Source organism: uncultured Shewanella sp., assembly GCF_947501665.1.
Classification (GTDB): domain Bacteria; phylum Pseudomonadota; class Gammaproteobacteria; order Enterobacterales; family Shewanellaceae; genus Shewanella.
Genome location: NZ_CANMWS010000001.1, coordinates 309,564 through 330,820 on the forward strand (window position 1 = coordinate 309,564; position 21,257 = coordinate 330,820).

Consider the following 21,257-nt stretch of genomic DNA (forward strand, 5'->3'; position numbering starts at 1 on the left):
TATGACTCCCAATAATGAGGTCATGCGTTTTTTACTGGTGGGGGGCAGTGTTTTTTTTATTGATATGACGCTGTTTATAGCACTTTATCAATGGGAAGGCCTGACTGTTTTTCAAGCGAGGCTCATCGCTTTTTTGGTGGCGACTATGCTTACTTGGCTGGGAAATCGATGTTTTACTTTTCGACATCGCAGTCAATTAAATAAGGGGCCACAATTTACCATAGCCTTGGTTGTTTCCTGTTTTGCTGCAGGGGTCAATTTGGGGGTATTTTATTTATTAGGCCTATTTTTGCCTGCAAATATTATTTTTGCAGCTTCTTCTTTAGCCATAGGTGTATTGGCCGGATTAGTCGTGAACTGGTGTGGCTCAACTTGGGTCACTTATCGACACATTAAGGAATAATACCAGTTTAATCAATTTGGTATAAGGTTAACGAGAAACATACCTAGATAAAATAAAAGCGCAAAGCCGAAACTCTAATCGTTGGGGGCGATACAAAGGATCGGCTTTGCTATGTAGGGGGGTTATTTTTCGACATCCCATTGACTGATGCCTAAATGCCTCAGTAAAAACCAATGTTCACTGTAGTTTTTGAGCCAGCCCTTTAAATAATTCATTATCATTTCCTTTTGGGTTGATAGACATCCCATTGACTGAAGCCTACATGAGGTTGTGATAACCAATAGTCGAAATATCGCTTAATCCGCTCTTTGACTTGATTCATCATGGTTTCCTCTAGGGTTTACATTGACGTTCAATAAACATCATGAATAATTCATGCCAATATGGGACCGTATATTTAATTTTTATTTACAATGACTTACTAATATTTACTTTTTAAGCTTTTTTATTTAAGGGATAAGATAGTGCAAATGCACCTTAATAGTGCAACTTATAAGGTCGTCAAGTGTTCGCATTCTTAAATAACTTGAGGTTATACTAGTGCCAAATTTATCAAAATGATTAAGAATTGATCACACTTTTGAGTGGTTTTCTGATTTTTTGTCGTAATGAGGAAAAAAAGTGATAAAAGTAATGAAGCGGATTTTTACTCCTATATTAATGGGGAGTGTCGCTATTGCGATGGCAGGCTGTCAAACCGTCAACCCTTATACTAATGAAACTGAGACGGCTAATGCCACAACTGGTGCAGTGATTGGTGCAATTGCGGGCACCGTAATTGGTGTGGCATCTTCAAGTAAAAGTGATCGTGGAAAAGGGGCGTTGATTGGCGCAGCATCTGGTGCAGCTTTAGGTGGTGGTGTCGGCTATTACATGGATGTGCAAGAAGCGGAACTGAGAAAACAATTACAATCGACGGGAGTGAGTGTGACCCGTAATGGCGAAAATATTATTTTGAACATGCCTAATGCAGTGACTTTTGGCGTCGATCAAACAAATTTAAGTCAAGGGGCTAAAAATGTGCTCAATAGTGTTGCTGTCGTCGCAAAAAAATATGATAACACTCGCTTAAATGTATTGGGTTATACCGACAGCTCAGGGTCTGCATCCTATAACTTGCGTTTGTCTCAAGTAAGGGCGAGCGAGGTGGCTAATTATCTGATGTCTAGACAAATCAAGTCAAGTCGTTTGAGCTCACAAGGAATGGGAGAAGTCGCTCCTATTGCGAGTAATAGTACGAAAGCGGGACGTTCTCAAAATAGGCGAGTAGAAATTGTCATGAGCCCGCTGTAAAGTGCGGTGTTTATATTGATTAAAAGTTGAATTTGAAAAAGCCAAGGACGGTTTTTATGACCACACTTTTTGTCTTGTTAGGTCTTATGATTCTTCGTCAAATTTTTCATTAATCAATTTGCAAACGGCATCTAGTGCTTCTTTTGCATCTTTACCTTTGGCAACAAGGGTAACTGTTTTCCCCATGCTACTCTCTAACATCAATAAACCTAATACACTGGAAGCTGATGCTTGTTTATCATCTTGGATCACGGTAATTTCTGCATCAAATTCGGACGCTAAAATAGCAAGCTTAGTTGCGGCTCGAGCATGCAATCCGAGTTTGTTACAGATAGTGATTTCTCGCGTTAGTTTCAACATAAGTTAGTTTAACTCCCTATGCCTTGCTTGTACTTTATGTTTACCACCCATAAAGCGCCTTGCTAGTTGTTCTGCTACATAAACAGAGCGGTGTTGTCCGCCAGTACAACCGATAGCAATCGTAAGATAACTGCGATTATTACGTTCTAAATGAGGTAACCATGTATGCAATAGGTTTTCTATTTGCCAGATTAACTTATTGACCAAAGCTTCTTGATTCAAGAATATCTGTACTGGTTCGTCTAAGCCTGTCATCGGTCTGAGTTCTGGCTTCCAATGAGGATTAGGTAAGAAACGTACATCAAATAAAAAGTCTGCCTCTTTTGGCATGCCGTGTTTAAAGCCAAAAGATTCAAAATTAATGACTAGCTCTTTATGTGTGCTGCCAAGTAAGATTTCTCTAATTTTATCACTGAGAGCATAAATATTGAGTGTTGAAGTATCAATATAATAGTCGAAGCGTTTTGACAGGGGCTCGAGTAGTTTCTGCTCGAGTTGAATGGCTTCCAGCAAAGAGACCTTACTACGTGAAAGCGGATGTAATCGACGAGTTTCACTGTAACGTTTTAGGAGCACTTTATCATTTGAGTTAATGAAGAAACTACAGAGTTCAATATCACTGGGTAATTTTCCTAAGTGCTCATTGATTTGTTCTTCATCGGCAGGCATGTTTCGAATGTCTACGCTAATTGCGACACGTTCAGTACTGCCTGCGAGTTGCTCTAATAATGGCGTGACCATAGGAAGAGGAAGATTATCAACACAATAATAGCCAAGATCTTCAAGCACTCTTAAGACAACGGATTTTCCCGATCCAGAACGCCCTGAGACCATGACAAGTTTCATTGAGTGATTACCTTATAGAGCTCAGCATCGTCTTGGGTTTTTCTAAGCTGTTTTAATATGGCTTTATCGTTAAGCTTTTCTGCCATGAGCGATAAGGTTGGTAAATGTTGTTCGCATTGCTCTGCTGGAACGAGCAAAGCAAATAAGATATCTACTGGTTGCTTGTCAATAGCCTCAAAAGCGATGGGATCTTCACATTTGATTAATACGGCGATAGGTTGAGTAATACTCTTCAATCGGCCATGGGGGATTGCAATGCCATTTCCGATCCCCGTACTGCCCATTTTTTCTCGGGTTAATAGGCTTTCAAAAATCTCTTGAGCTGAGAGTTCTGGGTACTGAGCAGCTGCGATATCGCTAATGAGCTCAAGTACTTTTTTTTTGCTGCCAGGTGTTGCACAAGTGGTGCATTCTGGCTTAAGTATGCTGCTTAATTCCATCATTAACTATTTAATTTCATATTGTTTATTGTTTATTCTGAAGCGCTTTTCTTCAGACGATGTATGCTTTACTTTAGTTTATTGAGTACTTTTATTTCAGGAACAAATCAAGATATGAACGGAATATTTATTTTCAATATCTTTGTAAAAATACAGGTGAAACTAAGGCGCACATTATGGATCTGATCTAATTACTGTTCAAGCTTTGTCTGTATTTCTTATTATAATTCATTTATTGGCTGCTAGCTCTACGATTTGAGCTGTAAAACAATTGCTTTTGGGTAACTTTTAATCATAGTGTATACGATAACGAGTTACTCTATTACCAAATTTTATACAAATAATGGTTAAATTAAACATATTGTTCATTATTTGTGCTTTTGACGGCCTGTTTATAGGCTTTTACGCTGATTTGATGGTGGAATTAGCATGGCTTCACGATATTTGGCTATGGTTCTGCGTGCGACTTTAATTCCTTGCTCTGCAAGCAATTGTGCCATTTTACTGTCACTTAAAGGTTTTTTTTGATTTTCACTTGCCACTAACTTTTTAATAAAAGCGCGGATTGCGGTGGATGAGCATTCTCCACCATCGTCTGTTCCTACGTGGCTTGAGAAAAAATACTTGAGCTCGAAAATACCTCTGGGGGTATGCATGTATTTTTGTGTTGTGACACGGGATATGGTGGACTCATGCATATCGACGGCCTCAGCAATATCATTGAGTACCATAGGTTTCATGGCTTCTTCACCGAATTCAAAAAAACCTTGTTGAAATTTGACGATGCAATTGGTGACTTTTAATAAGGTGTCATTACGGCTTTCTAAGCTTTTTATAAACCATTTTGCTTCTTGTAAATGGCCGCGAATAAATTGCCCATCAGCTTGATTTTTTGTGCTACGGGCCATAGAAGCATATTGTTGATTAACATTGATTTTTGGCATGTTGTCAGGGTTCAATTCAACGTGCCAGCGTCCTTTGACTTTGGTAACAGAAACATCGGGGATCACATATTCTTCTTTACTCGGAGAAACGGATAAACCCGGCCGAGGGTTAAGAGTTTGTATTAAATGAATGGCTTGCTTTAACTCGTTTTCCTTAAGCTTTGTTTTACGCATGAGTAAGCGAAAATCTCTACCCGCAATGAGATCTAAGTAATTGCTGATTAATAATTTGGCACTGTCGATATGAGGGGTGTCAGGAGAAAATTGAGTAAGCTGTAAAAGTAAGCATTCACCTAAGTCTCTTGCTGCTACACCGATAGGGTCAAAATGTTGTATTCGTTTTAATACGGCAATGACTTCATCGATTTCGATTTCTTCGTTACCCATGGCTTCTAAAATGTCTTCGCAGCTTTGAGTGAGGTAACCTCGTTCATCAATGGCATCAATAATGGCGGTGGCAATTGCTAAATCGTTATCAGAAAATGGGGTTAAATTCTTTTGCCACTCTAAGTGTTCATATAAACCTTCACTGGTTTCACCTTGAAAGGGCATGTCATCACGGATGGAGTGGCTACTTCCAGAAGAAGGGCTATAAACTTCATCCCAAGAAGTGTCCATGGGAAGCTCATCCGGCATGGAATCTTTAGTGAGTGCTTCAGGGGTTTCGATCGCGGCATTTTCTTGAGGTGGCTGAGTGTCGGTATCACGGCTAAAAGCATCATCAGATGTTAATGACTTTTGTTCATTATCATTTTGGCCTTCATCAAGCTCTAATAAAGGATTGCTGTCTAGGGCCTGCTGAATTTCCTGTTGTAATTCCAATGAGGATAATTGCAACAGACGAATGGCTTGTTGTAATTGAGGGGTCATAGTGAGATGTTGACCCATTTTTAACTGAAGTGATGCTTTCATGTTACCGCTATTCCCTACTTGTCATTATCCTAATCATTGAGCAGGGTTAATGTTGGACCTGAAGCTCAAGATATTTTATGTACTAAGGCGGCCAGTTTGTTTTGATGACCAAGTCATAACCTAGAATAATACGATATAAGTATGATTAAATTAAGTGGGAATTGTTACCCGCCGTTTTAATTTTTATTTTAATGCGTTTTTAACGACTTACTCATTAATCATCCACTATAACTTGAATTGCTCACCTAAGTACACTTCTCTGACTTGCTTATTGTCTAAAACTTCAGCAGGCGTTCCTTCTGCAATTAAATTACCGCGGCTGACAATATAGGCATGCTCACACACATCCAAGGTTTCACGGACATTATGGTCGGTAATGAGTACACCTAAACCTCTGTCTCTTAAATGTTCAATGATTTTTTTTATATCGATAACAGATATAGGATCGACACCTGCAAAAGGTTCATCCAATAAAATGAACTTGGGGTTAGCGGCAAGTGCGCGCGCGATTTCGACACGTCGACGCTCTCCGCCTGATAGCGCCATGCCTTGACTGTCACGAATATGAGTAATATGGAACTCTTCAAGTAAGTGTTCTAGTTGTTCTTCACGGTTTTGTTTACTTAAGGAGGCGCGAGTTTGCAATACAGCCATAATGTTATCTCTGACAGATAATTTACGGAAAATACTGGCTTCTTGAGGTAAATAGCCTATTCCTTTACGGGCTCTAAGGTGCATAGGGTTTGATGTTAGCTCTTCATTATCAAGAAATATCTGCCCTTTATCACTTTGCACTAAGCCAACGACCATATAAAAGGTGGTGGTTTTACCTGCTCCATTTGGGCCAAGTAGCCCTACTATTTGTCCAGTATTGACTTTTAAGCTCACATTTTGAACAACCGCACGATTTTTATAACTTTTTGCTAAGTTTCGCGCTTCTAGTGAAATCGTAGTCATTCTTCTACCTGCTTTTGTGGCGATGTGTCGGTGTTTACATTTTCAGTGGAATTCGTCTTGGACTCTGTCTGAGTCGAATGAGTGAGATTGGAGGCTAATTCTTGCAGATCAGTGGCTTGACTGACGATGTCTGTCGATAAGGCTTTTAATTGGCTTGTCGATGGCATGAGCTGAGAAAGTTGGTTTTCCAGTTGCTTTTGTTGTGGGGCTATTTTATCAATTTGTTCTTGTATATTCACTTTTTTGAAATCAAATTCAGAGGCTGAGATATCTTTGTTGGTTTTACTGGCTGCTAACGCCGTTAGTTGGGCTTCCAGTTTTTCACGTTTAATATTTAATTGTGATAATTTTGTCTCAACAGTTCCAATTTCATTTTTAACTGCCTTGTCGACCTGTTGTGTGCTCTTTTCTTGAATGTCTGTTTGTGTATCAGGCTGAGATTCATTTTCAATCGTTTGTTTTTGTTTGGTGTCAGGAATAGTCTTTTTATTGGGTGTCAGTGAGTTATCTTCAGGTGACAGGTTGTTTTTATCGTTTGACTCAGGCGTTAATGCTTCTGTTTTTTTTGTTGTATTGGTTTTAGTTGATTTTTTATAGGTTTCAGGCTGGATCACAGTAATAACGCGATCTTGTCCTTTACCTGTACTTTCCGCCAGTAATTTTTGTTGTTCAATGTTATATCGAATACGGCTTCCTGTGACACGACTTCCACCTTGAGAAAGCGTTGCCTCTCCAATTAAGGTTAATGTGCGAGTAGAGAGTTCATAGTGAATTTCATGTGCACTTGCTTGTGCGGGGCGACCATCATCCATGATTTGAAAATAGGTGGCGGGTGTTCCACTCGCCACTAATGTTTTAGCTGTGTCATCACCTTTAGAGAAGGCTTGTAATTCTGCTGCATTAATTTTAATACTGCCTTGCGTGACGATAACGGGTCCATTAAAAATTAATTGATTATTTTTGATATCAGCTTCTTGACTCGATGCGGATATTTTAACCTCTTGCTCTAAATCCCCATCCTTGGCTACTCCATGAAGACTAACAAGGCACAGTAATGTGGCAATAATGGATTTATTTGGTTTCATATGTTCCTTCTACCTGACTAGTCAGCTTGACTGTTTGCGTATTGAGATCAGCATAAAGGCCTTTACCTTCGATGGTAAAATCGACACCCGTAATATAGATATGCTTATTTGATGTCATTATTTTGGTGTTGAGATCGAGTTCTAAAAAATCAGTTTTGACTGTCTTTACAGGTTGTTCTGGGCTTAATGAATCGATAATGACATTGTTCTCTAATGTCACTTTTCCGGTGACTTTATTTAAAGTGCCTTTGTTAGCCCGTATACGCCATTTTCCTTGTTGGTTATCAGGATAAATGAAATAAACCGGCTCAGTAAAATAGGTCATGTTGGTGCTGTCATAATGTTCCATATGCTTGGCTGAAACACGGCTGCTCACTAAGCCCAACTTGTTATACTCTACTCCAGAAAGATCCTCCACGATATAATCAGGGCGCTGGCTGATATCGACATTCAGTGATTGATCTTCTTTTTTCGATTGCACCTGCCAATATAAAATGATCGCAGTCCCAAACAAAAGTGCGATGGCGATGCTAACACGACTCATATGCTCATTCCATGTGCCGTTTCAAATTTATTTTGACTCAATAAAAGCAAGTCAGTGAGCTCTCTTAATGCACCATGCCCGCCTTTGAGTGTGGTTATCATATCTGCATGTTGTTTCACATAGGGATGCCCGTCTGCGACACAAACGGATAAACCAACGGCTTTCATAACCGCTAAGTCCACCATATCATCACCAATATAAGCCACTTCTTCGGGACTGACATGATAGTGTTCTAACAATTCACGATAGGGAACAAGCTTGTCATCGACACCCTGATAGATATGGGTGACACCCAGTGCGGTCATTCGATTTTCAACGATTTGTGATTGACGTCCTGTGATCACCGCCACATTAATATTGGCGGAAAGTAATGAGCGAACACCGTAGCCATCTCGTGTGTGAAAGGTTTTCAGTTCCTCTCCACTGTTGCTCATATAGACGAGTCCGTCAGAAAAAACGCCATCCACGTCACATATCAATAGTTTGATGTTTTTTGCTTTTTCCCAAGTACTGTCTTCGATTGGGCCATAAAATCCTGATTGTGACATGTTATATAACTCCTGCTTTGACCATATCAAGCATATTGAGTGCACCGATGACTTGCTGTTGCGCATTGATGACAATGAGACCGTTAATATTTTCTTCGTCCATGAGCTTTAATGCTTGCGCTGCTAGCATATCTTCATCGACGGTAACGCAACCTTTTGTCATGACATTATTTATCGGAGTGGTGTGTAAATTGACTTCTGCATCGATGACTCGGCGTAAATCACCATCAGTAAAAATACCGACCAAATTATGATTGTCGTCGACAATGGCTGTCATGCCGAGTCCTTTTTTGGATATTTCATATAAAGCTTCTGAAATACAAATATGATGACTGACAGAAGGTAGATGTTCTCCTTGATGCATCACATCTTTCACTTTTAATAATAATTTACGCCCTAAACTACCACCTGGGTGAGATAAAGCAAAATCATCTTGAGTAAAGCCTCTTGCTTGCAACAGCGCGACGGCGAGTGCATCGCCCATCACTAAGGTCGCTGTGGTACTCGAAGTTGGGGCCAATCCTAATGGGCAAGCTTCTTCGGGAACTTGTATGCATAAATGCAGTTGAGATAATTTTGCCATATTAGATGTCGGATTACCCGTTACTGCAATTAGCGGTAAACCTAATCGTTTGATGACGGGTAATAATGTGAGTATTTCATCTGATTCACCAGAATTCGATATGGCGAGAATGACATCATTTTGACCCAGCACGCCTAAATCACCATGGCTGGCTTCACCTGGATGAACAAAAAATGCGGGGGTGCCTGTACTGGCAAGTGTTGCCGAAATCTTGTTGCCAATGTGTCCTGATTTTCCCATGCCCATGACAATGATTTTTCCTTTACAATCAAACATAAGCTGGCAGGCTTGGGCAAATTCAATAGAGTCAACATATTGATAAAGGTTTTCAAGGGCTTGTTGCTCTATTTGAATAACATTTCTGCCCCATTGGCGTAATTTATTTTCATCTACCATTTTGATCTCTCTATAGAATCTTACTAGACCTTAGCGTGCCGATTAGGACAGAAAAAGGGCCGTTTGGTATAGGATAAAGGTTATAAGGAGTGCAATACCATGCCAAGGCTTGAGTTGTCTTGCACGCCCACTTAATAAAATTAATACGCCCAATGCGCTGCTTGTTCCTAGCACCATATAATAATCGCGACTGGTTGCTGAGATATCGACGGCCCCAGGTGCAATAAGTGCTGGAAGTGCTAATACTGCCAAAATATTGAAGAGGTTTGAACCCACAATATTACCAATGGCCAAATCATCTTCTTTTTTTAACACACCAGCGACACTCGCTGCCAGCTCTGGCAAGCTAGTACCAATGGCAATAATGGTGAGTCCAATCACTAAATCAGACAAATGATACGCTTTTGCAATACCAACTGCGCCTTGTACCATCCAGTCGGCAGATAAAGGCAATAATATTAACCCGACAATCAGCCATAATACTGCTTTAGGGGTGGGGACGTCAGTAGGAATTTCATCACTGTGTTGGTTGGCGAGGGGATCGTCTGCTTTATTCTTAATGGCATGCCAAATAAGGTAGCCGATGAGAATGAAAAATACCGCTAATAGCATTATGCCTTCCATTCGATTTAAATGCCCATCATGTAAAAAGTAACCTGCAATTGCTGTTGCACCCAACATCATAGGTATTTCACGTTTTAATGTTTGTGATTGGACTGCAATGGCACCTAATAATGCGGTAATCCCTAAAATCAGTGTGACATTGGCTATATTTGATCCTAATGCATTACCGATGGCCATATCTGTCATGCCATTGATTGATGCTGTTGCCGCGACAAACATTTCAGGTGCTGAGCTGCCCATAGCGACTATCGTGAGTCCTATTAGCATGGGAGGTAAGCCGAAATTGCGTGCAAACGCGGCAGCACCATACACAAATTTATCAGCACTCCAAACTAGAGTGGCAAGACCAGCGAGCAGTATCAGAATATTAAATAGCATTTGATTATAATTTTTAGGAGTATTGGCGAGCATTTTCGCTGGATTTGACGTAAATTGAAAGTATTGAGACAAGATACTCTAGATTATGTTGTTTCTATTTTATCAATTTCGTACAATTTATCACTCTATTTTTGTCAGGGAGACCTGATATTTCATCTTATAAATGCCGGAATTCAAGTATGACTCAAACGCAGAAACCGCTCATTGAGATTCGAAATTTGGGCTTTAGTCGTGGCCAACGTGTTATCTATGATGATGTCAGTTTATCTATTCCTAAAGGGAAGGTGACGGCCATAATGGGGCCGAGTGGGATTGGGAAAACCACTTTATTGAAATTAATGGGAGGGCAGTTAACGCCTGACTCGGGACAAGTATTGTTTGATGGCCAAGATATCCATCGAGCGAGCCGTACTGAGCTCTTTTCTATTCGTAAACGTATGAGTATGTTATTTCAAAGTGGGGCACTTTTTACTGATATGAATGTCTTTGATAATGTGGCTTTTGCATTGCGAGAACATTCAGGGTTAGCTGAACCTATTATCGAGCGTATTGTGTTAATGAAACTCGAAGCGGTGGGCCTTCGAGGCGTCGCAAAACAAATGCCCACAGAACTGTCTGGTGGAATGCAGCGCCGTGCAGCATTAGCGCGGGCAATTGCGTTAGAGCCTGAAATGGTGATGTATGATGAACCTTTTGCGGGTCAAGACCCTATTTCGATGGGGGTGTTAGTTAAACTTATTCGTGAATTATCTGATGCATTAAACTTGACGTCTGTTGTGGTTTCTCATGATGTGCAAGAGGTATTAAGTATTGCCGATTATGTTTATGTAATGGCCGATAAAACGATTATTGCCCATGGTACTCCTGAAGCATTACGCAATACAGACAGTGCGCAATTGAAGCAATTTATACAAGGTGCTCCCGATGGGCCTGTGCCTTTTCATTACCCAGCTAAGGACTATCAGCAAGAGTTGTTACAGGGGTTGAAATAGATATTTTTTCTATACAGATAGCAGGTAAATTTAAGGGTGGGTGTTGAATGAGTGTGATTGATAAAATCGCCAATGTTGGGCGCTGGGCGATTGATAATGTAATGGGTATGGGCCGTGCAGGTATTATGCTTTATCGCTCTGTAGTGAGATTCCCTCGTGTGAAAAAGGGCACCCCATTGCTGATCAAGCAGCTCTATGTGGTCGGTGTCCAGTCGATGGTGATTATTTTGGTTTCTGGCCTATTCATTGGTATGGTGTTAGCACTTCAAGGCTATACTATTTTAGTGGGTTATGGTGCAGAGCAAAGTCTAGGCCCTATGGTGGCGTTGAGTTTACTGCGTGAATTAGGTCCAGTGGTCACAGCACTATTATTTGCAGGCCGGGCGGGATCGGCATTAACGGCTGAAATAGGCTTAATGAAAAGCACTGAGCAATTATCCAGTTTGGAAATGATGGCTATTGATCCTTTAAGACAAATTGTTGCGCCTCGCTTTTGGGCGGGGGTGATCAGTTTACCTTTGCTTGCGTTGATGTTCTGCGCTGTGGGGATTTATGGCGGTCATTTGGTAGGAGTGGATTGGAAAGGCATTGATTCAGGTAGTTTTTGGTCCATTTTACAAGCATCTGTTGAATGGCGAAATGATATTGTTAATTGTTTAATTAAAAGTGTCGTCTTTGCTGTTGTTGTGACTTGGATAGCGCTATATCGAGGCTATCATGTTATTCCTAACCCTGAAGGGATCAGTAAAGCAACAACGCAAACAGTGGTTCAATCTAGCTTAGCCATATTGGCATTAGACTTCTTAATGACCACCTTGATGTTTGGTCAACAATGATGAATCTGAGCTGAACACAAGTTGAATATGTCCATTTAGTTTTAGTCTGTCAGTATGATGAGATGATAAATTAATGAGCACATCAAAAGTCGGCGGCAACGAAGATAATGAGTTGCCGTTAATGGGTAAATGTAGATACATTGAGTATCGAAAGTAAGAGTGGTAATAAAGGTATGTTGACACGGAAAATTGAAATACTCGTTGGGCTGTTTTTGTTGGCAGGATTGGCGGCGTTTCTAGTGTTAGTCTTTAATGTGGCTAATGTACAAGTGAGCAGAGGTGATAGTACCTATACCTTGTATGCCAAGTTTGGTAATGTTGGTGGATTGAAAGTGCGCTCTCCAGTCAAAGTAGGAGGAGTCGTAGTGGGTCGTGTCACTGCGATTAAATTGGATCCTGTGAAACTAGAACCTGTTGTAACCATTGCAATGGATAAACAATATTCTTCTTTTCCTGATACAAGTAGTTTAGCCATTTTAACGTCAGGATTATTGGGCGAGCAGTTTCTTGGATTAAAGCCTGGGTTTGTCGATGATGATGTATCGATGTTAAAAAATGGCGACAGTATTGATGACACACAATCTGCATTAATTCTTGAAGATTTAATTGGTCAACTGTTATATAGCATGTCTTCTAAAGGCAAATAAACGGAGTTGAAACTATGTTGAAAAAATTATTAGCCAGTGCCGTTACGGTTATTTTATTAGGGTCGAGTGTAAATGTTTTGGCAAAGGGGACTGATGCTGGAAATGGGCAAACGACTGAGGCTTCTAAAACGACTGACGCAAGCAGTATTGTGATTGATACCAAAAATCCTTATTCCATGATTGAAGGGGCAGCGAATAAAACCTTTGCGAGCTTTAATCAGGATCAAGCCAAAATTAAAGCGGATCCGAATTACTTAAAAGTGATTATTCAAGATGATTTGATGCCTTATATTGATTCTAAATATGCGTCTTATAAAGTCATGGGTCAGTATTTAAGGGACAGTACTAAAGAGCAGCGTAATAATTTTGTGAAAGCGTTTACAGGCTACTTGGTTACGACTTATGCGCAAGCTTTTACAGAGTACACTAATCAAAAAATACAGTTTTCCCCTGCTGAGGATTTTGCTAATGAGAGGATCGTTAGCGTTGATGTACAAGTGATTGAGCAAGGCCGTCCTCCTATTAAGCTTATTTTCAAAGTGAGACGTTTAAAAGATAATACTTGGAAAGCGTTTGATATGGTCGCTGAAGGGGTGAGTTTGTTATCTACTAAGCAATCAGAGATTGGTAATCTTATTCGACAGCAAGGGATAGACAAGGTTATTGCAACTTTAAATGAAAAAGCCCAACAGCCAATAAGTAGCAACTCAAGCGAGAAGAATAACTAGTGCCGACTTTTATTCAAAAAGGCGAAGTTTGTCATATTAGTGGCCATTTAGGGCAAAGCGATGTGATAGACTTATGGCCGAAAAAAACGACGTTATTAGCAGCCAATACTCAAGTATTAGAATTGAGCGAGTTAGCCTTTAGTGATAGTGCTGGCATGGCATTTCTATTTGAATTGGTGAGTATCGCTGCTAAAGAAGGGGTAAAATTGACCCTGAAAGCACCTGCTTATCAAGTTAAAAAGTTAATACAATTATATGATTTAAAAGATTTCTTTGTTGAAGAAGTCATCTGAGGTGAATAGAACCATGGAATGTAAAGAGATAGAAACTATACTGCTTGAGGCTTTGTCTTTAGAGGAAGTGCATGTTAGCCAAGAGGGGACTCATTACAAAATTATTGCCGTGGGTGACTGTTTTGATGGAATGAACCGTGTTAAGCAGCAGCAAACAATTTATGGTCCATTGATGGGCCATATTACCAGTGGCGAGTTACATGCTATCACTATCAATGCTTTTACTGTCACGCAATGGAAGCGTGAAAAAGTATTTAATATGCCAAGTTAGAGAATCATTGTGGATAAATTAGAAATAACCGCTAGTCCAGCGTTGGCGGGGAGTGTTGTGATCTCTGGGGCAAAAAATGCCGCTTTGCCCATATTGATGGCAGGTGTATTAGCAAAAACAGATTTTATTGTGTCTAATGTGCCAAATTTACGTGATGTCAATACAAGTTGTGAGTTGCTACGTTGCCTTGGAGCTAAGGTGACGCAATCTCCTTCGGGGCGAGTATGCATTTCAACTGAAACGTTAAATGAGTTTTGTGCGCCATATGATTTGGTGAAAACCATGCGAGCGTCGATCCTTATTTTAGGACCGTTATTGGCACGTTTTGGTAAAGCAGATGTATCATTGCCCGGTGGGTGTGCCATTGGTGCAAGGCCAGTGAATTTACATTTGCAAGGTTTAGAGCAAATGGGTGCGCAAATAGAAGTAGATGAAGGTTATATTAAGGCTCGTGTTGATGGTCGTTTAAAGGGGGCGCATATCTTTATGGATATGGTCAGTGTGGGCGCCACCGAAAACTTACTCATGGCAGCGGCTTTAGCTGATGGCGTGACTGTCATTGAGAATGCAGCACGTGAACCTGAGATCATCGATTTGGCTAATTGCTTGATTGCAATGGGGGCAAAAATTGAAGGAGCTGGAAGCGACAGTATTCGTATTGAAGGGGTTGAGTCACTTCAAGGTTGTGAATATCGCGTGATGCCAGATCGTATCGAAACAGGCAGTTTTTTGGTAGCCGCAGCGGTAACCCGCGGGCGGATCCGTTGCTTAGATGCTGATCCCTCAACCCTAGAAGCGGTATTGGCCAAATTGGAAGATACGGGTGCGGTGATCACGACAGGTAAAGATTGGATTGAACTGGATATGCAAGGTAAAAGGCCAAAAGCGGTGAATATTAAAACCGTACCTTATCCTGGCTTTCCAACGGACATGCAGGCACAATTTTGTGTGTTGAATGTGTTAGCCGAAGGCACTGCCACTATCAGTGAGACGATTTTTGAAAATCGTTTCATGCATGTGCCAGAGCTTATTCGCATGGGGGCGAATATGGAGCTTGAAGGCCATACTTGTGTTATTCACGGGATAGAAAAACTGAATGGCGCACAAGTGATGGCAACCGATCTGCGTGCTTCAGCCAGTCTTGTGATTGCAGGCTTGGTCGCTGATGGCATCACGACGGTCGATCGTATCTATCACCTTGATAGAGGCTATGAGCACATTGAAGATAAATTTAAAGGCCTAGGTGGTCAGGTGACTCGCGTACAGTAACCTATTCCTTTTGTATTAAAAGCCATTCTCACGAATGGCTTTTTTGTTCATAGCGCTAAAGATATTATTGGGGCGGTTTTATTAGTTGATTTTTCGCTTCAATCCATTGCGACATATATTGCGTGCTTTTCATACTGTGGTGCAATAACATTGAACCTAAAAAATTATTTTGGCGATGTGTGGTTAATGTTTGGCTTATCTTATCAATGCGGGAAATGAGCTGGTGTTGATATTTGGACTCACTAAAACGTTGGTTAATCCAGTTGGGGCCGTTTTGTTGTAAATGAGACCAAAGGGCTTCGTTGTTATAGAGTTCGATAGCTAATTCGGCAAATTGATTAAAGTCGTCATTACTGAGTAATGTCTCAGTGTTGTCGCCTATTATTTTATTTATTGCTTCATTGGTCATACTTTGATTAATCAGGCTGTTATTGACAAGATTGCCACTTAACAAACTGTCATTCAAAAATAATCCTTCACGGCCTACGGATGTGGTCACACTGGGAAGGCCGCACTCTGCAGCATCAATAAATTTGCCCTTTAATCCTGCTCCAAACCTTAGAGGGGACAGTAATACTTTAGCGTTGCAGAGCATGGCTTTTGCATCATCTACCCAGCCTTTAACCAGAAAACCTTGCTGTTCATTATGAAATTGAGTGGCTTTTTTAGGGGGATAGGCACCATAGATATGCAGTTGGGCCTTAGGCATTTTTTTACGGATAAGCGGCCAAATGTGCTGCTTTAAACATAAAACTGCATCCCAATTGGGTTCATGGCGAAAGTTACCAATAGAAACAAAATGCATTCTGTCGGTAAATGGCTTAAAGGTCGGGTTATCCATTGGTGGTAGCATGAAAGGAATATAAATTAAGATAGACTCAGGTACGTTAAAACGTTCTTGTAATAATCGCATTTCATATTCGCTGATCATAATGCTTAAATCGCAGCGTAAAATGGCGGCAATTTCACGTTTTGCTTGTTCGCTATATAAAGTGTCATTATTGACCGTGCTAATGACGGTATTAGGCTGTGTTTTTGCCATTTTTTGTCTGGCAAACCGAAGACAATGTAAATCTTCAGTATCGAGGATCCTTAAGGCGTTTGGGCACTGCTTTTCAACTCGCCAAGCAAATTGCTCTTCCATCATGAAACGATCAAACAAGACCAAATCCGGTTGCAGTTGAATGATGAAATCATCAAAACTGCTATCGTTGACTTCAATATGAGCTGAAGTAATATTTAAATTGGATAGAACAACGGCATGTTCGCTTTCCTGAGCCGGACTGGCATAAGTGATCTGGTATCCTTGCTGTAAAAAAGTATTAAGAAGCTGCAGCATACGAGAGCCGGCAGCACTAGAATTAGGTTCGGGCCAAACATAGCCTATAACGAGAAGTGTTTTCATAGCATTGATTATACCTAGGGTAAATTATGTTTGGCACTATATTGACACTATTAATGGAGAGGGCTAATGGATTATCCTTGACAAGGTGTAGATAAGATATTTTATCGAAAACAGATGATATAAGCAGTAAGGACAATTTAATGTCAACGAGTAAAGAAATAGAGAATAAAAATGGCATGTTACCTGATAATGTTCATGCGTTTTATCATGCTCATGTGTATTTTGATGCTGGCACGCTTGAGCTGGCCACACAATTATGTCAGCAAGCGGAACGTTTATTTACGTTGACATTAGGCCGTTTTCATCAAAAATTAGTGGGCCCTCATCCACGCTGGAGTTGTCAACTGGCTTTCAATCAAGCGGAATATGACAAATTATGCCACTGGTTGGATAAAAATAGGCAAGGCTTATCGATTTTAATACATGCTGATACGGGTAATGACTTAAAAGATCATACTGAGTATGCATTTTGGCTTGGTCAGCCTTTAATACTGAATCTATCCTTATTTATGCCAAGATAAAATATGTCACTATTGTTAATTTACTGAATATTTCGAAAGTAAATACTTACATTATTATCCAAATATTCATCTAAGTTTGATTGTTTTGTGCGCTGGCTAGCATTTTTTTGTTTGTGAGTATCTTCTAATATGGATGCTTGGGATACTTTATCAATAAGCTTGCATTAGATGTTGATCCACGAGTTTGGAGTACCATGGATAAATCCCAAGAAAAATCATTATTGCTGTGGTTAAAATCATATAAAAAAGCAAGCGGTCATTATTTATCGTTAAGTGTGATGTTAGGTGCATTGACCGGGGTTGCATTAGTGATCCAAGCTTGGTTATTAGCGACTTGTTTACATGGACTTATCATTCTTAATATGCCGAAAGCGGCGTTCACAGAAGAGTTTATTGCGTTAATTGTGGTCATTATCATTAGAGCAATATTGGCTTACGCTCGAGAGCGAGTCAGCTTTATGGCGGGTCTTCGTCTTAGGCAACATATTCGAGAAGCTGTATTAGAAAAGCTTTCTACTTTAGGTCCAGTGTTTATTAAAGGTAAACCCGCTGGTAGCTGGGCCACTCTTGTATTGGAGCAAGTTGAAGATTTACATGATTTTTATGCCAAATATTTACCTCAAATGATGTTATCTGGTTTTATCCCCCTTATTATTTTAGTTATAGTGTTTCCGATGAATTGGGCGGCAGGGCTTGTTTTAGCATTAACGGCGCCTTTAATTCCCATGTTTATGATTTTAGTGGGCATGGGGGCCGCTGATGCCAACCGTAAAAATTTCACCGCATTATCACGACTCAGTGGTCACTTTATGGATAGGTTAAAAGGGTTAAGTACGATCAAACTCTTTTATCGAGGAGAGGCTGAAGCCAAAGCAATCGAGAAAGCATCAAATGAGTTTAGAGAGCGAACGATGTCGGTACTGAGAATGGCATTTTTAAGCTCGGCAGTGTTAGAGTTTTTTACCGCAGTATCTATTGCTGTATTAGCCGTGTATTTTGGTTTTAGTTATCTAGGGCATTTAAACTTTGGCAGTTACGGCGCCCCTATTACTTTATTTACTGGTTTTTTTGTACTGATTTTAGCCCCTGAATTTTTTCAGCCATTGAGGGATTTAGGAACACATTATCATGCCAAAGCACAAGCTATTGGCGCTGCTGAAGCATTACAAGACTTGTTATCATATGAAGAGCAGCGCCCTGCCAGTCAAATGTTATCTTTGAGTAAGAGGTTAACTTTTCCTGCCGATAGTGCACAAGTAACGTCAGGCACCATTAATGAATTTGTTGATATAAAAGTCATCGATTTAGTTGTAATGAGCTTTGATGGACAGACATTGCTAGGACCAATTAGTTTTGAATTAAAAGCCCGTGAGCATATTGCTATTGTCGGTCCGAGTGGTGCAGGTAAGACAAGTTTACTCAATGCATTGATGGGTTTTCTTCCTTTTACTGGTGAGATCTTTATCAACGGTATTTCAATTTCTGATAGTGATACAGATGATTGGCGCAGAAAACTGACTTGGCTGGGGCAGGAACCCCAATTATTTCATGGCACAATCCGTGAAAATGTGGCCATGGCTAATCCTAATTTGCGCGATGAAGAAGTCATCTCGTTGTTGACTGAGGCAAAGGTGATGGATTTTGTTGAGTCGTTGGATTTAGGGATTAATCATCCTATTGGAGAGCAGTCCTCAGGTGTGTCTGTTGGACAAGCGCAGCGTATTGCGCTTGCGCGTGCATTTGCACATAAGGCGGATGTGTATTTATTCGATGAGCCGACAGCAAGTTTAGACAGCCAAAGTGAACAGGCCGTTGTGATGAGCTTGTCAGAGGCAATGAAGTCAAAGACCAGTATCATGGTGACGCATCGTTTAGAGCAACTCAAGGATAAAAATAGAATTTTGGTTTTGGATAAAGGGAAGTTGGTTCAGCAAGGGCTATTTAAGGATATGGCAAACTGTGATGGTGTATTTCGTAATATGTTAAATGAAGCGATGGATCCTTTATCCTTATCTGTTGCCCCAAACGCGATTGTGCACTCTAAACCTGCTGACTCAGAGGATTAATTAATGAAAGTATTAATACCTTATCTTCGTATGTTTAAAAAGCAGTGGCTGATGCTTTCAGTGGGGCTGTTATTGAGTATGACGACGTTATTAGCTGGCATTGGTTTGTTATCGCTGTCAGGCTGGTTTCTATCCGCTTCGGCTATTGCGGGTTTAACCTTGGTGACCGCACAAGCGTTCAATTTTTTTACGCCTGCAGCGGGCGTGCGTTTTTTTTCTATCACTCGAACAGCGAGCCGCTATGGCGAACGACTTGCTACACATCAAGCCACTTTTCAGTTATTAACGCAACTTAGATGTTGGGTATGGAGTAAGTTGTTACCTTTAAGTGCTCAAGATCTGCAAGGCTTAAGGGGAGGAGACTTACTCAATAGACTCGTTGCTGATATTGATACGTTAGATCATTTGTATCTTCGTTTGATCACACCTATTGTTGCTTCGCTATGTGTGTTGTTGGGTGTATTTGTTTTCGTCTCTTTCTTTGATATGCACTTGGCAATTGTATTATCAGGGTTTCTATTACTTGTGTTATTGGTGATGCCGATTCTTTTTTATCAATTAGGCAAAAAGCCAGGACGGATTTTAATTGAAACAAAGCGTCATTATCGCACCTTGCTATTAGATTATATTCAGGGGCAGGCCGAGTTAACATTATTTGGTGCCCAAAAACGCTATAGAGAGCAATTATCGCAAATAGCGACAAGCTTCTATGACAATCAAAAAGTCATGGCAAATATCACTGCATTGAGCCAAGCATTGTTGATTATATTTCATGGTAGTGCTGTGGTGTTATTGATGTATCTTGCTGCATCTGGGGTAGGAAGTGATAATCCTCCAGGGCCTATGCTTGCCATGATAGTGTTTATGACAATGGCGACGATTGAAATGCTGATGCCCATAGCAGGTGCCTTTCAACATTTGTCGAGCAGTATTACATCAGCTACCAGAGTGAGTGAATTAACCGATCGCAGTGCAAGTATCATATTTGGTAAGAATAGGGGGACGCGTGAAATTAATGAAAGTGATGATGCGTTGAACATTCATGATCTGCATTTTTCATATGCGAGTAATCAAACCGTGCTATCAGGTATTCATCTGTCTATTAAGCAGGGAGATAAAGTGGCACTACTTGGAAAAACGGGATGTGGGAAATCTAGCTTATTATCACTTATTACAAGAGATTGGTTAGCAGATAAAGGTCGCATTACTATTCATGGCCAGAATATTGCTGAACTGGGTGAAGCAGAGTTGAGGCAGAGTATGACAGTCATGAGTCAGCGTGTTTATTTATTCAGTGGGACATTGAGAGACAATCTACTATTAGCTATGAATGTTACGTTCCACAAAATGAAGAAGGTTGAACGTGTCGAATATGATGTGAAACTGAATCAAGTTTTGCATCAAGTGGGATTGGGCCACTTATTATCTTCTATAGACAAAGCAAGCCATGGACTCGATCAATGGATAGGTGAAGGAGGAAGGCAGCTTTCTGGTGGAGAGCAAAGAAGGATTGGCGTTGCTCGGGTATTATTGAGAGACGCACCGCTTATATTATTAGATGAACCGACAGAAGGACTCGATAAAAAAACGGAACGAGACATACTGCATTTATTGCTTGAGTTTGCCAAAGGCAAAACCTTATTTATGATAAGTCATCGTTTAACGGCCATGCCCATTATGGATAGTGTACATATTATAGAAAACGGAAAAATCAGAACATCTGGAACGCATCAAACATTATTTGAAACGGATGAGTATTACCAAAGTTTGTATTCAAGAGTATAAAACTGCCGATTAGAGGCAGAGTTTTTTCGTGGTGGCGTAATTTGCAGCAATAATAGGGCGCTTTGTGGATAACTTAGGGGGTAAATCGTTAGGAAGTTGTGCTTAATAAATAAAGTGAAAATAAATGCTTT

General features: G+C 40.4%; 22 protein-coding genes and 1 pseudogene. 12 read left to right on the plus strand and 11 right to left on the minus strand.

What is annotated here, in order from left to right; translation table 11 throughout:
• The first annotated feature begins 1 nt into the window (after position 1).
• Positions 2-403: a GtrA family protein gene (locus tag Q0976_RS01400; protein WP_299490115.1), complete on the plus strand. Its 402-nt coding sequence runs from the start codon at positions 2-4 to the stop codon at positions 401-403.
• A gap of 633 nt (positions 404-1,036) precedes the next feature.
• Positions 1,037-1,696 carry an OmpA family protein gene (locus tag Q0976_RS01405; RefSeq protein WP_299490181.1) on the plus strand — a complete coding sequence of 220 codons (660 nt, stop codon included), beginning with the start codon at positions 1,037-1,039 and terminating at the stop codon, positions 1,694-1,696.
• 84 nt (positions 1,697-1,780) lie between these two features.
• Here Q0976_RS01405 and Q0976_RS01410 read toward each other — a convergent pair whose 3' ends face one another.
• The 10 genes and pseudogenes from Q0976_RS01410 to Q0976_RS01455 all read right to left on the minus strand — a co-directional run bounded on the left by Q0976_RS01410 (position 1,781) and on the right by Q0976_RS01455 (position 10,313).
• Positions 1,781-2,056, minus strand: a complete 276-nt coding sequence (locus Q0976_RS01410) for an HPr family phosphocarrier protein (RefSeq protein ID WP_299490117.1) — start codon at positions 2,054-2,056, stop codon at positions 1,781-1,783.
• A 3-nt stretch (positions 2,057-2,059) separates the two neighbouring features.
• A complete protein-coding gene (gene rapZ / locus Q0976_RS01415; protein WP_299490119.1) occupies positions 2,060-2,902 on the minus strand; it encodes an RNase adapter RapZ in 843 nt (280 codons plus the stop codon).
• A complete protein-coding gene (gene ptsN, locus Q0976_RS01420; RefSeq protein WP_299490183.1) occupies positions 2,899-3,342 on the minus strand; it encodes a PTS IIA-like nitrogen regulatory protein PtsN in 444 nt (147 codons plus the stop codon). Before ptsN ends, rapZ begins: the two co-directional genes overlap by 4 nt.
• 392 nt (positions 3,343-3,734) lie before the next feature.
• Entirely contained in the window at positions 3,735-5,198 is a 1,464-nt protein-coding gene (locus Q0976_RS01425; RefSeq protein ID WP_299490121.1) for an RNA polymerase factor sigma-54, read from the minus strand.
• A gap of 225 nt (positions 5,199-5,423) precedes the next feature.
• Positions 5,424-6,155: an LPS export ABC transporter ATP-binding protein gene (gene lptB, locus Q0976_RS01430; protein WP_299490124.1), complete on the minus strand. Its 732-nt coding sequence runs from the start codon at positions 6,153-6,155 to the stop codon at positions 5,424-5,426.
• A 587-nt stretch (positions 6,156-6,742) separates the two neighbouring features.
• Positions 6,743-7,240: pseudogene (gene lptA / locus Q0976_RS01435) on the minus strand (lipopolysaccharide transport periplasmic protein LptA); the annotation flags it as partial.
• Positions 7,227-7,784, minus strand: coding sequence for an LPS export ABC transporter periplasmic protein LptC (gene lptC, locus Q0976_RS01440; protein ID WP_299490126.1), 558 nt, complete (start codon positions 7,782-7,784; stop codon positions 7,227-7,229). The gene lptC and the pseudogene lptA, both read right to left, overlap by 14 nt.
• Positions 7,781-8,332 (minus strand): 3-deoxy-manno-octulosonate-8-phosphatase KdsC, encoded by a 552-nt coding sequence (kdsC, locus tag Q0976_RS01445; protein WP_299490128.1) that lies wholly within the window; start codon positions 8,330-8,332, stop codon positions 7,781-7,783. Before kdsC ends, lptC begins: the two co-directional genes overlap by 4 nt.
• Position 8,333: 1 nt before the next feature.
• A complete protein-coding gene (locus Q0976_RS01450; protein WP_299490130.1) occupies positions 8,334-9,311 on the minus strand; it encodes a KpsF/GutQ family sugar-phosphate isomerase in 978 nt (325 codons plus the stop codon).
• 42 nt (positions 9,312-9,353) lie between these two features.
• The gene (locus tag Q0976_RS01455; protein WP_299490185.1) at positions 9,354-10,313 is read right to left on the minus strand and encodes a calcium/sodium antiporter; all 960 of its coding nucleotides are present in this window, start codon (positions 10,311-10,313) and stop codon (positions 9,354-9,356) included.
• Positions 10,314-10,492: 179 nt separating this feature from the next.
• Between Q0976_RS01455 and mlaF the strand changes: the two genes are divergently transcribed.
• From mlaF to murA, 7 genes are all read left to right on the plus strand, one after another.
• Positions 10,493-11,305, plus strand: a complete 813-nt coding sequence (mlaF, locus tag Q0976_RS01460) for a phospholipid ABC transporter ATP-binding protein MlaF (RefSeq protein ID WP_299490132.1) — start codon at positions 10,493-10,495, stop codon at positions 11,303-11,305.
• A gap of 47 nt (positions 11,306-11,352) precedes the next feature.
• Positions 11,353-12,141, plus strand: a complete 789-nt coding sequence (gene mlaE, locus Q0976_RS01465; protein WP_299490134.1) for a lipid asymmetry maintenance ABC transporter permease subunit MlaE — start codon at positions 11,353-11,355, stop codon at positions 12,139-12,141.
• A 173-nt stretch (positions 12,142-12,314) separates the two neighbouring features.
• Positions 12,315-12,788, plus strand: coding sequence for an outer membrane lipid asymmetry maintenance protein MlaD (gene mlaD / locus Q0976_RS01470; protein WP_299490136.1), 474 nt, complete (start codon positions 12,315-12,317; stop codon positions 12,786-12,788).
• A 14-nt stretch (positions 12,789-12,802) separates the two neighbouring features.
• Complete coding sequence (locus Q0976_RS01475; protein WP_299490138.1) at positions 12,803-13,516, plus strand: ABC transporter substrate-binding protein; 714 nt, start codon at positions 12,803-12,805, stop codon at positions 13,514-13,516.
• Positions 13,516-13,809, plus strand: a complete 294-nt coding sequence (locus Q0976_RS01480) for an STAS domain-containing protein (RefSeq protein ID WP_299490140.1) — start codon at positions 13,516-13,518, stop codon at positions 13,807-13,809. Before Q0976_RS01475 ends, Q0976_RS01480 begins: the two co-directional genes overlap by 1 nt.
• Before the next feature lie 13 nt (positions 13,810-13,822).
• Positions 13,823-14,080 carry a BolA family protein gene (locus tag Q0976_RS01485; RefSeq protein WP_299490142.1) on the plus strand — a complete coding sequence of 86 codons (258 nt, stop codon included), beginning with the start codon at positions 13,823-13,825 and terminating at the stop codon, positions 14,078-14,080.
• Between the two features lie 9 nt (positions 14,081-14,089).
• A complete protein-coding gene (murA, locus tag Q0976_RS01490; RefSeq protein ID WP_299490144.1) occupies positions 14,090-15,349 on the plus strand; it encodes a UDP-N-acetylglucosamine 1-carboxyvinyltransferase in 1,260 nt (419 codons plus the stop codon).
• A gap of 64 nt (positions 15,350-15,413) precedes the next feature.
• Here murA and Q0976_RS01495 read toward each other — a convergent pair whose 3' ends face one another.
• A complete protein-coding gene (locus Q0976_RS01495; RefSeq protein WP_299490146.1) occupies positions 15,414-16,754 on the minus strand; it encodes a glycosyltransferase family 4 protein in 1,341 nt (446 codons plus the stop codon).
• Between the two features lie 140 nt (positions 16,755-16,894).
• On the opposite strand from Q0976_RS01495, the gene Q0976_RS01500 reads away from it, so the two are divergent.
• The 3 genes from Q0976_RS01500 to cydC all read left to right on the plus strand — a co-directional run bounded on the left by Q0976_RS01500 (position 16,895) and on the right by cydC (position 21,126).
• Positions 16,895-17,275: a DOPA 4,5-dioxygenase family protein gene (locus Q0976_RS01500; RefSeq protein WP_299490148.1), complete on the plus strand. Its 381-nt coding sequence runs from the start codon at positions 16,895-16,897 to the stop codon at positions 17,273-17,275.
• A gap of 194 nt (positions 17,276-17,469) precedes the next feature.
• Positions 17,470-19,341 (plus strand): cysteine/glutathione ABC transporter permease/ATP-binding protein CydD, encoded by a 1,872-nt coding sequence (gene cydD, locus Q0976_RS01505; protein WP_299490150.1) that lies wholly within the window; start codon positions 17,470-17,472, stop codon positions 19,339-19,341.
• A 3-nt stretch (positions 19,342-19,344) separates the two neighbouring features.
• Positions 19,345-21,126 (plus strand): cysteine/glutathione ABC transporter ATP-binding protein/permease CydC, encoded by a 1,782-nt coding sequence (gene cydC / locus Q0976_RS01510; RefSeq protein WP_299490152.1) that lies wholly within the window; start codon positions 19,345-19,347, stop codon positions 21,124-21,126.
• The last annotated feature ends 131 nt before the right edge of the window (positions 21,127-21,257 follow it).

Excerpts from the sequence above, each read along its gene's own strand:
- Q0976_RS01400 (WP_299490115.1), top strand. The coding sequence starts at position 2 with ATGACTCCCAATAATGAGGTCATGCGTTTTTTACTGGTGGGGGGCAGT.
- Q0976_RS01405 (WP_299490181.1), top strand. The coding sequence starts at position 1,037 with ATGAAGCGGATTTTTACTCCTATATTAATGGGGAGTGTCGCTATTGCG.
- Q0976_RS01410 (WP_299490117.1), bottom strand. The coding sequence starts at position 2,056 with ATGTTGAAACTAACGCGAGAAATCACTATCTGTAACAAACTCGGATTG.
- rapZ (WP_299490119.1), bottom strand. The coding sequence starts at position 2,902 with ATGAAACTTGTCATGGTCTCAGGGCGTTCTGGATCGGGAAAATCCGTT.
- ptsN (WP_299490183.1), bottom strand. The coding sequence starts at position 3,342 with ATGGAATTAAGCAGCATACTTAAGCCAGAATGCACCACTTGTGCAACA.
- Q0976_RS01425 (WP_299490121.1), bottom strand. The coding sequence starts at position 5,198 with ATGAAAGCATCACTTCAGTTAAAAATGGGTCAACATCTCACTATGACC.
- lptB (WP_299490124.1), bottom strand. The coding sequence starts at position 6,155 with ATGACTACGATTTCACTAGAAGCGCGAAACTTAGCAAAAAGTTATAAA.
- lptC (WP_299490126.1), bottom strand. The coding sequence starts at position 7,784 with ATGAGTCGTGTTAGCATCGCCATCGCACTTTTGTTTGGGACTGCGATC.
- kdsC (WP_299490128.1), bottom strand. The coding sequence starts at position 8,332 with ATGTCACAATCAGGATTTTATGGCCCAATCGAAGACAGTACTTGGGAA.
- Q0976_RS01450 (WP_299490130.1), bottom strand. The coding sequence starts at position 9,311 with ATGGTAGATGAAAATAAATTACGCCAATGGGGCAGAAATGTTATTCAA.
- Q0976_RS01455 (WP_299490185.1), bottom strand. The coding sequence starts at position 10,313 with ATGCTATTTAATATTCTGATACTGCTCGCTGGTCTTGCCACTCTAGTT.
- mlaF (WP_299490132.1), top strand. The coding sequence starts at position 10,493 with ATGACTCAAACGCAGAAACCGCTCATTGAGATTCGAAATTTGGGCTTT.
- mlaE (WP_299490134.1), top strand. The coding sequence starts at position 11,353 with ATGAGTGTGATTGATAAAATCGCCAATGTTGGGCGCTGGGCGATTGAT.
- mlaD (WP_299490136.1), top strand. The coding sequence starts at position 12,315 with ATGTTGACACGGAAAATTGAAATACTCGTTGGGCTGTTTTTGTTGGCA.
- Q0976_RS01475 (WP_299490138.1), top strand. The coding sequence starts at position 12,803 with ATGTTGAAAAAATTATTAGCCAGTGCCGTTACGGTTATTTTATTAGGG.
- Q0976_RS01485 (WP_299490142.1), top strand. The coding sequence starts at position 13,823 with ATGGAATGTAAAGAGATAGAAACTATACTGCTTGAGGCTTTGTCTTTA.
- Q0976_RS01495 (WP_299490146.1), bottom strand. The coding sequence starts at position 16,754 with ATGAAAACACTTCTCGTTATAGGCTATGTTTGGCCCGAACCTAATTCT.
- Q0976_RS01500 (WP_299490148.1), top strand. The coding sequence starts at position 16,895 with ATGTCAACGAGTAAAGAAATAGAGAATAAAAATGGCATGTTACCTGAT.
- cydD (WP_299490150.1), top strand. The coding sequence starts at position 17,470 with ATGGATAAATCCCAAGAAAAATCATTATTGCTGTGGTTAAAATCATAT.
- cydC (WP_299490152.1), top strand. The coding sequence starts at position 19,345 with ATGAAAGTATTAATACCTTATCTTCGTATGTTTAAAAAGCAGTGGCTG.